General features: G+C 54.9%; 13 protein-coding genes. 10 read left to right on the top strand and 3 right to left on the bottom strand.

Going from position 1 to position 15,224, the window contains the following annotated elements:
• Positions 1 to 76: 76 nt before the first annotated feature.
• The 8 genes from AC3WT9_RS18035 to AC3WT9_RS18000 all read left to right on the top strand — a co-directional run bounded on the left by AC3WT9_RS18035 (position 77) and on the right by AC3WT9_RS18000 (position 8,576).
• Positions 77 to 1,531: an aminotransferase-like domain-containing protein gene (locus tag AC3WT9_RS18035; protein WP_341377593.1), complete on the top strand. Its 1,455-nt coding sequence runs from the start codon at positions 77 to 79 to the stop codon at positions 1,529 to 1,531.
• A 15-nt stretch (positions 1,532 to 1,546) separates the two neighbouring features.
• Positions 1,547 to 2,536: a D-alanine--D-alanine ligase gene (locus AC3WT9_RS18030; protein WP_341377594.1), complete on the top strand. Its 990-nt coding sequence runs from the start codon at positions 1,547 to 1,549 to the stop codon at positions 2,534 to 2,536.
• Positions 2,529 to 3,713: an aminotransferase class I/II-fold pyridoxal phosphate-dependent enzyme gene (locus AC3WT9_RS18025; RefSeq protein ID WP_341090504.1), complete on the top strand. Its 1,185-nt coding sequence runs from the start codon at positions 2,529 to 2,531 to the stop codon at positions 3,711 to 3,713. Before AC3WT9_RS18030 ends, AC3WT9_RS18025 begins: the two co-directional genes overlap by 8 nt.
• A 413-nt stretch (positions 3,714 to 4,126) precedes the next feature.
• Complete coding sequence (gene cobT, locus AC3WT9_RS18020; protein ID WP_341377595.1) at positions 4,127 to 5,188, top strand: nicotinate-nucleotide--dimethylbenzimidazole phosphoribosyltransferase; 1,062 nt, start codon at positions 4,127 to 4,129, stop codon at positions 5,186 to 5,188.
• Complete coding sequence (gene cobU, locus AC3WT9_RS18015; protein ID WP_341090507.1) at positions 5,185 to 5,733, top strand: bifunctional adenosylcobinamide kinase/adenosylcobinamide-phosphate guanylyltransferase; 549 nt, start codon at positions 5,185 to 5,187, stop codon at positions 5,731 to 5,733. The genes cobT and cobU overlap by 4 nt, the downstream gene beginning before the upstream one ends.
• Positions 5,730 to 6,542, top strand: a complete 813-nt coding sequence (gene cobS, locus AC3WT9_RS18010; RefSeq protein WP_341377596.1) for an adenosylcobinamide-GDP ribazoletransferase — start codon at positions 5,730 to 5,732, stop codon at positions 6,540 to 6,542. The genes cobU and cobS overlap by 4 nt, the downstream gene beginning before the upstream one ends.
• 100 nt (positions 6,543 to 6,642) lie before the next feature.
• Positions 6,643 to 8,247, top strand: coding sequence for a cobyric acid synthase (locus AC3WT9_RS18005; protein ID WP_341377597.1), 1,605 nt, complete (start codon positions 6,643 to 6,645; stop codon positions 8,245 to 8,247).
• A 2-nt stretch (positions 8,248 to 8,249) separates the two neighbouring features.
• A complete protein-coding gene (locus AC3WT9_RS18000) occupies positions 8,250 to 8,576 on the top strand; it encodes a YnfA family protein (RefSeq protein WP_341090513.1) in 327 nt (108 codons plus the stop codon).
• A 106-nt stretch (positions 8,577 to 8,682) separates the two neighbouring features.
• Here the strand turns inward: AC3WT9_RS18000 and AC3WT9_RS17995 are convergent, their stop codons facing one another.
• Positions 8,683 to 10,371: a methyl-accepting chemotaxis protein gene (locus AC3WT9_RS17995; protein WP_341377598.1), complete on the bottom strand. Its 1,689-nt coding sequence runs from the start codon at positions 10,369 to 10,371 to the stop codon at positions 8,683 to 8,685.
• Between the two features lie 389 nt (positions 10,372 to 10,760).
• Between AC3WT9_RS17995 and AC3WT9_RS17990 the strand changes: the two genes are divergently transcribed.
• Positions 10,761 to 11,486, top strand: a complete 726-nt coding sequence (locus tag AC3WT9_RS17990; protein WP_341377600.1) for a queuosine precursor transporter — start codon at positions 10,761 to 10,763, stop codon at positions 11,484 to 11,486.
• Positions 11,487 to 11,573: 87 nt separating this feature from the next.
• Here AC3WT9_RS17990 and AC3WT9_RS17985 read toward each other — a convergent pair whose 3' ends face one another.
• Positions 11,574 to 12,668: a M24 family metallopeptidase gene (locus AC3WT9_RS17985; protein WP_341090518.1), complete on the bottom strand. Its 1,095-nt coding sequence runs from the start codon at positions 12,666 to 12,668 to the stop codon at positions 11,574 to 11,576.
• Positions 12,669 to 12,946: 278 nt separating this feature from the next.
• Here AC3WT9_RS17985 and AC3WT9_RS17980 point away from each other — a divergent pair, with 278 nt between their 5' ends.
• On the top strand, positions 12,947 to 14,227 hold the full coding sequence (locus AC3WT9_RS17980) for a PQQ-dependent sugar dehydrogenase (RefSeq protein WP_341377601.1): 1,281 nt from the start codon (positions 12,947 to 12,949) through the stop codon (positions 14,225 to 14,227).
• A gap of 114 nt (positions 14,228 to 14,341) precedes the next feature.
• Here AC3WT9_RS17980 and AC3WT9_RS17975 read toward each other — a convergent pair whose 3' ends face one another.
• On the bottom strand, positions 14,342 to 15,070 hold the full coding sequence (locus tag AC3WT9_RS17975) for an MBL fold metallo-hydrolase (RefSeq protein ID WP_341377602.1): 729 nt from the start codon (positions 15,068 to 15,070) through the stop codon (positions 14,342 to 14,344).
• Positions 15,071 to 15,224: the final 154 nt, after the last annotated feature.

Genomic DNA, 15,224 nt, shown 5'->3' with positions numbered 1-15,224 from the left:
GGAAGAAAATCCCGGGGTTGTGGTTCTTTTTTTACGCTGGCGACTGTGCCATGATAGCTATGGGGGCGATTGAAGCATGTTTAAGGATTTCAAGCTCATTGCCGGACGTCCGGTATATATTCAGGTGAAGGATTATTTGAAGCATCTCATTCTAAAAGGCGCCCTCCAAGGCGGCCAGAAGCTTCCGTCGACACGCGAGCTCAGCACACTGCTGAAAGTCAGCCGCAATTCAATTATTTCCGCCTATGCGGGGCTTACGGATGACGGCTTTGCGTATACGGTGCAGGGTCAAGGAAGTTATGTTTCGCTTGCTGCCTCTACTGAGAGTGCGGCGGCCCCCTCCTGGACTGTGGACTGGAAAGAGCGGATGAACAGCCGCGCGCTGCTGGCGGAGGAACTGGATATAATGAAGCGCGGAATCCGCGCGGAGAAGGGCACGATTTCTTTTACCAGTATTGCGCCCGATGAGAGCCTGTTTGATCTGGATAATGTAAAGCGGGCCTTTCTGGACCGCATGTCCGTAGAGGGCAACGTTCTGCTGAACTATGGCTATGCCAAGGGGTATAAGCCTTTAATAGACTATTTGCGGCAATATATGGAGCATAAGGGCGTGGATATGCGCGGCAAGGATATGCTGATTACGAATGGTTTTACGGAAGGCTTCGATTTGGTGCTATCCGCACTTGGCCAGAAGCATGGGCGTGTGCTCTGCGAGAATCCGACCCATCATACGGCGATCAAAAATATGCGGCTGAATGGATTTGCGATCACTGGAGTAACCATGGAGCGGGATGGTATCCACCTCGGTGAACTGAAACGGGCGCTGGAGGAGCGGGATTATGACTGCGCGTATTTTGTGCCTTCCTATCACAATCCTACCGGCATCGTTATGTCCCCCGAAAAAAGACAAGGGCTGATGAAGCTGATGGCAGAGTACAGGGTGCCGGTCATCGAGGACGGCTTCAACGAAGAGCTGCGCTATTCGGGCTCACATGTGGCTCCGTTAATCGCGGCGGCGGGCGGCGGGAACAGCGTCGTCTATCTTGGCAGCTTCTCCAAGGTGTTGTTTCCCGGACTGCGGGTAGGCTGGGTGCTGGCTGATCAGGAGCTGATCTACTATCTGGAAAGTGTCAAAAGAGCCCGCAGTATTCATACTTCAACGCTGGATCAATCCATTCTGTATCAATATCTGCTCGGCGGACATCTGGAAAAATACCTCAAACGAGCGCGAACGGAATATAAACGGAAATACGAGCTGACGCTGGAATGCTGCAAGGAGTACTTGCCATATTTTGGGATAAGTGGAGATGGCGGACTGCATCTTTTTGTAACCTTTCCCGAAGGCTTTAGTACAAGAGAACTGCTGGATGCCTGCCGTGAGCGGGGGGTTATTTTTACAGCGGGGGATATCTTCTTCACGAATGGAACAGGACAAAACACGCTGCGCCTGGGCTTCTCCAGGGTGGCTGACGGGGATATCCGCAGGGGAATTGAGATTATCGGCAGGGCAGCACGGCAACTACTGGGATGAAAAGGGGTTATGGGGATGATAAAAGTAGGCGTAATAATGGGCGGGGTTTCCTCTGAATATGAAGTGTCGCTGAATACCGGCAGAGAAATGCTGAAGCACCTGGACCGGAACAAATATGAGGTTGTCCCGGTGGTTATTACAGAGCGTGAACAGCTGATCGGACAGGTAAAAGGTCTGGATTTTGCGCTGCTGGCCCTTCATGGAACCTATGGCGAGGATGGAACAGTTCAGGGTACGCTGGAGACGCTTGGCATCCCATATTCCGGGAGTGGCGTGCTGTCCAGCAGCCTATGCATGGATAAACATCTGTCCAAAACAATTCTTCGCAGCAAAGGTGTTCCTACGCCTGACTGGCTGTGCTGGGACCGGGCGGAGGATGTTGCGCCGGAAGCCGTGGAACAGCTCGGTTACCCGGTGATGGTGAAGCCGAACTCAGGCGGTTCGAGCATCGGGATGACCAAGGTGAATAGCATGCAGGAGCTGCGGAGTGCGGTGGAGAAGGCTTTTGCGGCGGACCAGTCGGTGCTTGTCGAAGCATATACCGAAGGCCAGGAGATTACCTGCCCGATCCTCGGCGGAACCCTGCTGCCCGTTATCGGCATCAATGCGCTTGGCGCGGACTGGTTCGATTACAGCTCCAAATATGAGCAGGGCGGAGCCGACGAACAGGTTATTCAGCTGCCTGCCGAGATCCTGGAGCGGGTGCAAGCGGCGGCGCTGACCTGTTATCATACGCTGAAATGCTCGGTATATGCACGGGTGGATATACTGCTGAAGGATGGGAATCCCTACGTACTGGAGGTCAACACGCTGCCGGGTATGACCGAAACCAGCCTGCTGCCCAAAAGCGCACTTGCGGCCGGATTCACCTTCAGCAATCTGCTGGATGAGATTATCGCGGGTTCTCTGAAGGAACGGCGTGCGAATCAGGCAGTCCAAGTAACACAAGAGGTAACGGAGATGCAGAGGGAAGAAGAAAGGCAAGAGGTAGCAGGTCATGCTTAAGGAGAACCGCAAGCTGGCAGAGGATTGGATAGCTCCCCGTGTGCGGGAGATTGCACCTTCGGGTATCCGGGCTTTTTTTGATCTTACTGCCGGTAACAACGATATTATATCACTGGGCGTAGGTGAACCGGATTTCGCTACACCTGAGCATGTAAGAGCTGCCTGCGTCCGCGCTTTGAACCGCGGGGAGACGATGTACACCTCGAATGCCGGACTCATGGAGCTTAGAGAAGAGATCGCCCAATATCTGGGGAGCAGCTTTGGACTGCAGTATCATCCGGCGGACGAGATCATGGTTACGGTGGGCAGCAGCGAAGCCCTTGATCTGGCACTGCGCGCTTTCACGGCTCCGGGTGATGAGATCATCATCCCTTCTCCCAGCTATATTGCCTATTCGCCAATTGCCCACTTAAACGGAGGGACGCTGGTTGAGGTGGAGGCTACGGCAGAGCAGGGCTTCAAGCTTACAGCGGAAATGCTGCGTAAGGCCATTACCCCACGCTCGAAGCTGCTGGTAGTGAATTTCCCGAATAATCCTACGGGAGCGGTCATGTCCTACGAGGACTGGCTGCCGATTGCAGAAGTTGTAAAAGAGCATAATCTGCTCGTGCTTTCAGATGAAATCTATGCGGAGCTTACCTATGACAGCACTCATGTTAGTATCGCTTCGCTCCCCGGCATGCAGGAGCGGACGATAGTGATCAGCGGCTTCTCGAAGGCATTCGCCATGACCGGCTGGCGTGTCGGTTATGTCTGCGGGAACCATGAGCTGCTGGCAGCGATGCTGAAGATACATCAGTATACCGCGATGTGCGCGCCGGTGCTGGGCCAGATTGCCGCGATCGAATCCCTGCGCAGCGGACTGCCCGACAAAGACCGGATGAAGGCATGTTTCCGGCAGCGCAGAACTCTGTTTGTCGAAGGGCTCAGAACAATTGGACTTCACTGCCATCAGCCGCAAGGTGCGTTCTACGCCTTCCCTTCGATCGCTCATACCGGATTGAAATCGGAGGAATTTGCTTTACGCCTCCTACGGGAGGCTGGAGTCGCCGCAGTTCCGGGACATGTGTTCGGAAGCGGCGGCGAGGGGCATATCCGCTGCTCCTATTCGACATCCACAGAGAGGCTGACCGAAGCGCTGGAGCGGATGGAAGGGTTTATGAAAGTAAGAATATGAATGCAAGTGTAAATGCAAGCGTGAATGCAAATGATCATACGTGTGAAGAAATTCTCCGCAAGACAGCATTGAAGCTCTGCACCCGGAAGCAGCGGTATAGACAGCTTTCCAAGTGCATGAAGGTAAAAATGTAATTGTATGATCCCGCTATATCACCTATAATCCTTAAGGAAGAAATAGGGGTATGCACTAAAATAGTTCGCGGCAGCAGCAGTGGCAGCACAAAGCCCCCTTCTTTGGAGAAGGGGGCTTTGTGCAAATATAAGAATTTATATGCTTCACGCTATAAATTATCCTTCTATTTCTCGCTGAAACGGATACCGTCCTTTTTAAGGACGGCGAAGCCGTTTCCACTTGCGTGGAGCTACGTTTATTCAAATAGAGTTGTAATAGAAGAAACAGGAGGAGTAACTATGATTTCAGCATTGGAAGAAGTGATCGGGCGGATTGTCCCCGCCGATGAACAAGCGATTCTGCGCGCCGGGGACCGGCTGAACAGCCTGACCAAGCCGCCGGGAAGCCTTGGCCGGCTGGAGGCATTGGCCGTTCGGCTGGCGGGAATCTCCGGTGTGGAACAGCCAAGCTACGGTAAACGTACCGTAGTGGTCATGGCTGCAGACCACGGTGTCTGCAGTGAGGGAGTCAGCGCATTTCCGCAGGAGGTTACGGTGCAGATGGCCCATAACTTCCTCAGCGGCGGCGCAGCGGTGAATGTGCTGGCCCGCCAAGGCGGGGCAGAGGTGAAGCTGGTGGATATCGGGATAGGCGGTGACCTGAGCCATCCGGAGCTGATTGACCGCAAGGTACGGCGCGGAACCTGCAATATGGCGCAGGGACCGGCGATGAGCCGGGAGGAAGCGCTGAGAGCCATTTTGGCCGGGGTGAACGTGGCGGAGGAAGCGGTGAAGAGCGGAACGGAGATACTTATCACCGGCGAAATGGGCATCGGCAATACGACAGCCAGCGCTGCGGTGCTGTGTGCACTGGAAGGCATCCCTGCAGAGACCGCTGTAGGCCGGGGTACCGGCATTGACGATGAGCGGCTGCGCCATAAAATCGCAGTGGTGGAGCGGGCGCTGCAGATCAATGCACCGGATCCGGACGATGCTATCGACGTGTTGGCTAAGGTAGGTGGCCTTGAAATCGCCGGTCTGGCCGGGCTTATTCTGGGTGCAGCCGCTGCACGGGTTCCCGTTGTGCTTGACGGCTTCATCTCCGGCGCCGCAGCGCTTGCGGCTAAAGCACTTGCACCGGAGTCCATCCATTATATGATTGCCTCTCATGTCTCAGGGGAGCAGGGGCATAAGCTGATGCTGGAACGGCTGGGGCTGGAAGCGCTGCTCGACCTTGGGCTGCGTCTTGGCGAAGGAACAGGGGGCGCCCTATGCCTTCATCTAATTGAAGCGGTGTGCCGGATTATGCGCGAAATGGCCACCTTCGAAAGCGCAGGGGTATCCGGGGCGGAGAGCCGATGAGCATCCTTGTAACAGGCGGAGCGCGCAGCGGCAAAAGCAGCTTTGCCGAACGCCTGACACTATCTCTGGCCGGTCAGGCTTTCTATGTGGCGACCGGGCAAGCGTTCGATGAAGAGATGAAGGCGCGGATTGCCCTGCACCGGCAGCAGCGCGAAGAAAGCGGCGGCCAGTGGGAGACGCTGGAGGAGCCGCTGGATTTGCCGGCTCTGCTGGAGCGTCTCTCCGGGGGAAAGGCGGTGCTTGTAGACTGCCTGACCCTGTGGCTCTCCAATATGCTGCTGGCGGTGGAAGGGCAGGCGGACAGACAAGAGCGGGTGGAGCAGGAAATCGCCAGGCTGGAGCACAGTGTGGCGTCTTTCCAGGGGACGCTCGTTCTGGTTACGAACGAGGTTGGCAACGGCATCGTGCCGGAATATGCACTGGGACGGCTGTACCGTGATCTCGCCGGACGGATGAATGCGCTGCTGGCCCGGCAGTGCCAGCAGGTCTTTCTCGTCACCGCCGGAATACCGGTTGAGCTGAAGAGCAGGGAGTACCTGCTATGAGTGCGCGGGAGGATGCCGCCGCCGCTTTTCAGTTCCTGTCGCGTTTTCCGGTAAAGGGCGGCGGCGACTTTTCCCGTGATTTGCTGCGGCGCAGCGTGGTCTATTATCCGCTTGTCGGCGCGGCGATCGGGGGGAGTGCTGCGCTGTGCGCCGCAGCAGCGGCTTGGCTGCTTCCGGCTTGGCCTGCCGCTGTAATCACTCTCATCCTGTGGGTAGGGTTGACCGGCGGGCTGCACCTGGACGGTTGGATGGACAGTGCCGACGCACTGCTCAGCTACCGCTCGCGGGAGCGGATGCTGGAGATCATGAAGGACAGCCGCGTAGGGGCGATGGGCGTCCTGGCCTGCGTGCTGCTATTGCTGCTGAAGGCAGCCTTGCTGGCGGCATTTATCGAAGGCGGCACCTTTTACGAGCTGCCGCTGCTGCTATTGCCGCCGGTCTGGAGCCGCTGGTATATGGTGCGGGCGATGGCCCGCTATCCTGTTGCCCGCGGCAATGAGGGGTTGGCAGCCAGCTTCGCGGAGCTGCCGCCCCGGCAGGAGCGGCGCGCGCTGCTCACCGCCGCGCTGCTCTCACTGGCCGCTGCCGCTGCGCCACTTACGCTCGGCGCGGCAAGCGGTACCTGGCCGCAGCATCTGGCGGCGGCCTGCCTTGCCCCGGTGTCCGCAGTGCTCTGCGGACACTTCGCGGCGCGGCGGATCAGCAGCCGGCTCGGCGGGCTCACCGGCGATGTGTACGGCGCGCTGAACGAGTTGCTGGAGGTCCTGCTGCTGCTCTTGCTGGTGCTGCTACAGAAGGGCCTGATGTAGCCGGTAGGCTCTGCGGAGAGCTACATTTCCGGCGTATGCTAGAGCAAGAACAACTGCTTCGCCAGTACTCCGGCAGCAGGAAGAAAGCGGGGAGAAGAGCATGAAGAACCAAGCGGACACACAAGAGAGGAAACAGCGGGCGGCCGTGCTAATGATGCAGGGAACGGCTTCGGATGTCGGCAAGAGCCTCGTCACTGCAGCCATCGGGCGGATTATGACACAGGACGGCTACCGGACGGCGCCTTTCAAGTCGCAGAATATGGCGCTGAATTCCTATGTCACCGTGGACGGCAAAGAAATCGGGCGTGCCCAGGGCATGCAGGCCGAAGCGTTCGGCATTACGGCTACCAGCGACATGAATCCGATTCTGCTGAAGCCTTCGGGCGAGATGAGTGCGCAAATCGTCGTCCATGGTATACCGCACACGGCGCTGAGCGCGCGGGAATACCGCGAGAAGTTTCTGCCGGAAGCCAAAGGGACGGTGCTGGACGCGCTGGATCGTCTGCGGGCAGCTTATGATATCGTGCTGATGGAAGGGGCGGGAAGCCCGGCCGAGATCAACCTGAAGGCGCGGGATATCGTCAATATGAATCTCGCAGGCTGGGCGGATGCGCCGGTGCTGCTGATCGCAGACATTGACAGAGGCGGCGTATTCGCCTTTCTGGTCGGTACACTCGAACTCTTGGAGCCGCATGAGCGGGCGCGTGTCAAAGGTTTCATTATCAATAAATTCCGCGGAGATCTGTCCTTGCTGCAGCCCGGTCTGGATTGGCTGGAGCAGCGCACCGGGATCCCGGTGCTTGGTGTGCTGCCGTTTCTGCCGCAGCTGCGGATAGAGGCGGAGGATTCCGTAGTACTGGAAGGGACTTCGGGCCGTATGCAGCCCGGCAGCGCGAAGGAGCTGGATATTGCGGTCATCCGCTATCCGAGAATATCGAACTTCACCGATTTCGATCCGCTGGAGGACGAGCCGGATACCGCTGTACGTTATGTGACCTCTGTAGAGGAGCTGGGCACACCGGATGCCATCATTCTGCCGGGCACGAAGAATACGGCGGCAGACCTGAATTATTTGCGGGAGCAGGGCTTCCCTGAAGCAATAATGTATGCGCTTGAGCACGGAACTCTGCAGCTTACCGGGATTTGCGGAGGATACCAGATGCTGGGGCGGAAGCTGCTCGATCCGCATGCTGTTGAAAATGCGGAGCCGGGGGATAGTGACGGGCTGGGCTATCTGCCCCTGTCCACGGAATTTCTGCCGCATAAGACGACGGTGCGTGTAAGCGGCACGCTGGCTGATGGTCATCCGCTGCAATTATGCGGCCTTGACCCCGGAGCAGCTGAGGAAATTCCCGTTGCCGGATATGAGATCCATATGGGTACCACGACGAATCATGAAGGTGCAGGCGTCAGAAGCCTGTTCCGCCTGACGGGACCGGAAGGGGAGACGTTGCCTGAAGGTTGGGGTACGCCGGACGGCAAGATATGGGGAACTTATCTGCATGGTTTGTTTCATAATGATAGCCTGCGCAGAGCCTGGCTTGACGGGATACGGCAGGGCAAGGGTCTTGCCCCGCTGGCCAGGACCTTCTCGTCGGCAGCGCTCCGCGAGCAGGAATTCGACCGCCTGGCGGATGCCGTAAGAGCCAGCCTTGATATGAGGGCGGTTTACAGAATAATGGGTCTTCCCGGAGAAGAGGGGTAAGAATGGTGCTGGCGGTTCTGCTGTTTATTGTTGCCGGTCTGGCTGAAATCGGCGGCGGTTATTTAATCTGGCTGTGGCTGCGGGAGTCGCGGCCGCTCTGGTACGGCCTCGTTGGTGCACTAATTCTGATTGCGTACGGCATCGTCCCCACCTTGCAGAAGTTCCCTTCTTTCGGCAGGGTGTACGCCGCCTATGGCGGTGTGTTCATCGTGCTTGCCGTTCTTTGGGGCTGGCTGGTGGACAAGAAGACACCGGATCTGTATGACTGGATCGGTGCAGGTATTTGTGTGATTGGGGTATCGGTTATTCTGTGGGCACCGAGACACTGATCTGAATAGCTTTTTTAAATTGCAGCGCAACCTGACAAAAAGGCAGTCCAAGCTCTGATAAGCTGTGGACTGCCTTTTGATAGGGTTCGAAAGAAGCGGGTTCTTTTTAAATCTTGAACTGTTTCACAGCTTCCTGAAGCTTGACCGCTTGTTCATGCAGATGCTCCACGGTCAGGGAGTTGCCATCCAGCTCCTCATGCTGCCGTGAGGAGTTCTCGGCAAGCAATTCTGCGCTTGCTTGCGAATTGGCGGTAATTTGTGCAGTTTCCTCCACTGAGGCGCTTACTTCTTCGGTGCCGGCCGAAATCTGCTGGGTGGCGGCAGATACGGACTGAATGCTGTGATTGATGCTCTGAATAAGAATAAGCAGCTGATTAAAGGCATTGCTGGCTTCCACCACTTTGCCTACGCCCGAGGCTACTTCCAAGTTCACATGATTCATTTCTTCCACTGAACGGTTCATATCCTCCTGCAGGCTAAGCAGGAAGTCACGGATCTGCTCATTGGATTCCTTGGACTGCTCGGACAACTTGCGGACTTCTCCGGCTACAACAGCAAAACCGCGGCCATGCTCGCCTGCGCGTGCCGCTTCAATGGAAGCATTCAGCGACAGCATCTGAATCTGCTTGGTTATTTCGGTGATGCCCTGGACAACCCCGCCAATCATCAGGGAACGTTCATTCATGATGCGGAACTGCTCCAGCGACTTCTGAGAGGCATGCTCCACCTGACGCATTTGCTGTACGGCACTCTGGGCAATCTCATTGCCGCCCATGGCTTCCGCTGAAGCTTCACTGATCTGCTCAGTGACTTCACCGGCTGCGGATGCGATATGCTGAATGCCGAAATTGATTTCTTCCATGGCTCTGGAGTTCTCCAGTGCGCTGCTGGCAATAGTTGTACTGCCTTTGCCGATCTCCGTAACGGATAGTGCCGAACGCTCGGCCATTTCACCCAGCACTTCAACACGCGCTTTCAGATCATTGGCATCGGCGACGACACTGCCTGAAGTATCGAGAACCTGCCCGATCATTTCCTTAAGCCGTTGTCCCATACTTTGGAAGCTCACTGACAACTGGCCGACCTCATCGTTGCCCTTAATAACGAGATTCTGCGTGAAATCACCGGCAGCGAGCTTATTGCTGTAAGCGGTAAGCTGAGAGAGCGGCCGCGTGATTCTCCGGCTCATGAAGGTCGCGGCGGCGGTTCCAATGATCAGCGACAGCAGTGTAATTCCTATACTTGCCCAAACGATGCTGTTTATCTTGTCTTCAACAAAACCAACGTCTGAACTTACTCCGATGACCATCCTGCTGCCGGGAACACTGACATAGGCGGTCTTATGTATACCGTGACTGTCACTATAGATTTCACTGAGCCCCGTTTTTCCTTTAGCGGCTTGTTCCATAGCGGGCAATACCTTAAGGCTTTCTTCAGCCTTCAGCTTTGAGCCGTGATCTGCGGCCAGTACGGTGGCCTTTCCATCTTTCATTTCGATGAGGAAAATGGTCTCCACATCATGCAGCTTTCTTTTTTCCTGGAAATAGTATTCGACATTCGTGGTGGCCTGTGCACTCTTACTCAGGGTCTGCTGGGCGTGGGTTGCGTTCAAATTCTTGTAGACATCCTGAGCGGCCCCGGTCAGAAGCTTGTTAATTTGCGGCATTACGTAGCCGTCGATGGTACTCATTGATATAAAGTAGAAGCTGATACTTAACACAAGAGATGTGAGCAATAGGACGACAAACAACAAAAGTGTAAATTTGCGGCTGATTGAATTCTTTAAGCGTGACATATCCATTCTCTCCTTTTCTATTTGAATGCATCGATCCCATGCCAACGCTTATAAGCGGGCACACAGCTATATACTCCATTGATGTTGGTCATATATCAGGCTATCGTTCCGGGGATATGATTGATAACTATTCTATAGAATTAACCTTCGGTTGAATAGTGAAAATTTTGAATTATAACGCATATTTTTCAGAAAAATATGAATAATTATCGAATGAATCATTAGTTTACCGAAAATAAGTGACATCATTCTTCTTTTCTGAAAATTTAAAATTATCATAGAATGTTAGCTTTTTATATGGTAGAGTATTAATGTTTTGTTCCTATAAACAAAATATCCGCGGTTCGTAACCATCCCGCGTAACCAAAACTAGGAGGAAGTATAGAAAAATGTTTAATTTGTTTTGGGGAATTTTGTTCGTTATTGTCAACTTCGGCCTATTTCTGCTCTGTTACCGTTTCTTTGGTAAAAAGGGGCTATATGCCTGGGTTGGAGTTGCTACGGTCATCGCCAATATTCAAGTGGCCAAGACGATTGCTATGCCGCTGGACATCGTGATGACGCTGGGCAATACGATGTATGTGACGCTGTATATGACCAGCGATTTGCTTAATGAAAGGTACGGGAGGAAGGAAGCGCGCAATGCCGTATGGTTCGGTTTTTTCACCCTGCTGATGACTACGGTGATTATGCAGATGGCGCTGGTGTTCAAACCGCAGGGAGATCCCATTTTCCAGACCTCGCTGGAAACGATCTTTGGACTGATGCCGCGTCTGGCGCTGGGAAGCCTTGCTGCCTATTTCATCAGCCAGTTCCTCGACGTGCGCCTGTATTCGTGGATCCGCAAATACTACAGCACCTCGCGCCAGCTTTGGATCCGCTCCAACGGCAGTACGATGATCAGCTCGTTTGTTGATACGCTGATTTTTTGCACTATTGCGTTTGCCGGCAGATTCGATATGCAGGTGTGGATCGAAATTCTGCTGACTACTTATGTAGTGAAATTCCTGCTGACCGGTGCAGGCACGCCAATCCTTTACATTGCCCGCTCCTTTAAGTTTGCCGAAGAGGAAGAGCCGGCCCTGAAGGCTGCGGATAGCCGCAGCATTTCATAGGTTGTGACCATAAAAAAGCAGTGAGTCTCCCGTTATGGGGCCGGCTCACTGCTTTTTTTGATGGACATATCTTATATTGGACTGCTGTTACAAATGGAGGATAGTCAGCTCTTTCGGGAAGCTGGTCAGCGTTACGGGACCTTCTGCCGTAATAAAGACATCATCTTCAATACGTACACCGCCTACGCCCGGCACATAGATGCCCGGTTCCACGGTGAATACGTTGCCGTTCTCGATAATATCCGTATTTAAACCGTGAAGGGAAGGATACTCATGGGTATCCATGCCAAGTCCATGGCCGACACGGTGCATGAAATATTCCCCGTACCCCGCATTTTCGATCACTTCACGCGCTGCCCGGTCCACTGAGCCGAAGGTAGCTCCTGCCCGGGAAGCGGCAATGCCTGACAGGTTAGCGGCCAGCACCGTGTTGTAGATTTCGGTCAGCTTGCTGTCCGCTTCCTCCACGGCAAAGGTCCGTGTGATGTCGGAAGCATACCCGGCGGCATATACGCCAAGGTCGAACATCAGAAAATCACCCGGCTGGATGATGCGGTCTCCCGGCACACCATGCGGAAGGGCAGTGTTAGAACCACTGAGGACCATAGTGTCGAAGGAAGGACCGGAGGCGCCGACCTTTTTCATCAGATATTCCAGCTCGGCTACCAGCTCAATTTCGCTGACTCCGCTTTTCACATGGTTTAGACCGCGGCGCAGAACCTCCTCCACCAGCCCGGCGGCATGTTTCATCCGGCTGACTTCCTCCGGTGTCTTCTTGGCGCGCATCGCCCGGAGCAGGGGACCGATATCGCTAAATTGCGCTGCAGGCACAGAATCGGCGAGCAGCTCATACCGGCTTACGGAGAAATGCTCTTTCTCTATGCCGAGTGTGCCAGGTGTTTTGCCGCCAAATTGCGACTTTAGCAGCTCATACGGATTATCAGTATCGCTGTGTGTCAGGATCGTCGTGACGGAGGAAGCCGCATGAGCTGCTTCGGCATCCAGTGCCGGAACAATCAGGACGGGCTCCTCTCCGCGAATCAGCAGCAGGCCAAGAAAACGTTCATGCGGATTGCTGGCAAACCCGGTCAAGTAGTAGACATGTTTGGGATCGGTGACGAGCAGAGCGTCCAGCCCTTCTCCCGCCATTCCCCCAGCCAAACTTTGTAGAGCCTCATTCATTTCAGGTGTTCCCCTTTCGTGATCACGATAAAAAAAGCAATGTTTTCATTATAGATCATTAGCCGGCAGGGTGCACGTCTCTGTAGATTTGCTTGACCAAAGGGTTTAGCAAACCGCAAGGCCGGGTAATAGTTGCCCAAATTGATTGTAGACTGAACATAACAAGCTTTAAAGCCAGTGCTCATATATTCTTTCAGGAGGTGACAGCCATTTCCGGCAAAAGAAAAGTCCACCACAGCCTTCTAGGGTGCTGTATGTTGATCCTGCTGACAGGAGGGTTGTCAGCATGCAGAGCTTCTTCCGAAACCATTAATGCGGGGGAAACGCTGAAGAGTGCAGGGCCGCGCCTCTCGGGAAACCCTGCAGAGAGCGCAGATCCATCCTTGGTTTCTCCGTCAAATAATACAGCGGATGGAAAATCGGGTCAGCAGGCAGAGGTGCAGGTCTCATCGAGCCCCGCTCCCTCTGCGGAACCAACCCCAATAACAGTATCCGAGGATCCTGCAACAACAACTTCTGTAAAGTCCAAAGCTTCCTTCCCCTATACGGCTCAAACAGTAGTAACGGGGCTGAATGTCCCTTGGGAAATGGCATTTGCTCCGGATGGGCGGATTTTTTTTACTGAACGGCCCGGCAGCCTGCGGGTGATTGAGAATGGTAAACTGAGAAAGGCTCCGCTGCTGGAGCTTCTTGCGCCGTTTGTCAGCAAGGGGGAGGGTGGTCTCTTGGGACTTGCGCTGGATCCGGCGTTTGAAAGCAACGGGTTTGCCTACGTCTACCATTCCTATCTGCATGCAGACGGCGGAGTGCAGAACCGTGTACTGCGGCTCAAGATCAGCAGCGGCAAAGCGGAGATTAACAAGGTGATGCTGGATGGCATCCCTGGAGACACCAATCATAACGGCGGCAGGATTAAAGTAGGACCGGACGGATATCTGTACGTCACTGCCGGTGAACGTTATAAGCCGGAGCTGGCACTGGATAAGGACAGTCTGGGCGGAAAAATCCTGCGAATCTCCCTTGACGGGTCCATCCCGCAGGATAACCCTTGGCCGGATTCTCCCGTCTACAGCTGGGGCCACCGCAACCCGCAAGGATTGGCCTGGCAGCCGGACACTGGAGTGCTTTACAGCTCGGAGCATGGCCAGTCCAGTCATGACGAAATCAATATCATTGAGGCAGGCGCCAATTACGGCTGGCCGCTTATTGAAGGCGATGAAACCGCAGGCAAAGATGCAGTGAGTCTGAGGCTTCCGCTGCTGCATAGCGGCAGCCAAACCTGGGCTCCGTCGGGAATGGCTTTTATTACACAGGGACCATGGAGCGGCGAACTGCTGGTTGCCGGGCTGGCCGGAGAACAGCTGCTGTGGATTTCCCCGTCGTCCGGAGGCGGGAAGGCTAAGGCAACAGCATTGTTCCAGGAGAAATGGGGCCGGCTCCGCAATGTGGCAGAGGGGCCGGATGGTACCTTATATGTAATGACGAACAACCGGGATGGCAGGGGCGAGCCCGGAAACAATGACGACAAGCTGATTGCCCTGAAGCCAAACTGGAAATGAGCCTAGTGCCGCTCCTCGTTTAAAATCCTGTCATGAGCAAAAATCAGGCCCGCTCGTAGATTACTCTACTTGCGGGCCTGATTTATGTCTGGACTATAAGCCGGAGATGCTCTGTTAGAGCGCATCCGTCAATTGGTTGATAAGCTCCTGCGGACTGCCGTCGTAGAGTCCGCCGTGGTAACACAGGACGGACTGGATTAACCGCCCTTCCAGCTTGTGCAGGCTGCGCAGTGCCTGCGGCATGTCCGGTGTGGCTGACTCTACCGGTCCGGTCAGCTGTCCGTCTACGACGAGCAGTTCATCGACTGCCAGCAGCAGCGCTTGTTCCTGCACATAAAGGCAGATATGCCCCGGTGTATGGCCGGGGGTATGAATAATTTCGATGCCGCCGCCCCACGGCAGCCGCTGGCCGTCATGCAGCTCCGTGAAGCTGCCGAGCTGTGCAAGCTGCTCCAGAAACGCATGGAACTGCTCCTGAAATACCTGCGGCATCTGCGCGACCCGCTGCGGATTCATCTTCAGCATCGGCTGGCTGTTCGTGATTGCCGGAATATCGCCCGGATGGGCGAATAGCTCAACGCCTGGGAGCTTCTGCACGAGCAAAGGGAGATTGCCGATATGATCAATATCCTGATGGGTGAGGATGATGCGTTTAATGCTTGAAAGCTGTTCGCCCGCTTGCTCTATAGCTTGCAGCAGAGCATCATATTGGCCGAACATGCCGGTGTCTATGAGGGTCAAGTCCTCCCCATCCTTCAGCAGCACCGGATAAATCTTGGTAGGGCCCATTACGGGTGAGATCATGGGGACAGTTAGTACGATAACATTTGGGCCAATATTCATAGTTCAGCTCCGGGAATAGGATTCCCGGAATTCACCTCCATATAAGTTTTCTCAGTTAGCAATCGGCGTTCCGTTCGGGACCTTGCGGTCCGGAGCCAGCAGGATGACCTAGCCTTCCTCCGCATGCGATGCGTACCCCGCCAATCGTGTATCT

This window comes from Paenibacillus sp. EB106-06-01-XG199 (assembly GCF_058791575.1).
Note: the sequence above shows the minus strand (reverse complement) of the source record. Positions and strands in the feature narration are given on the sequence as shown.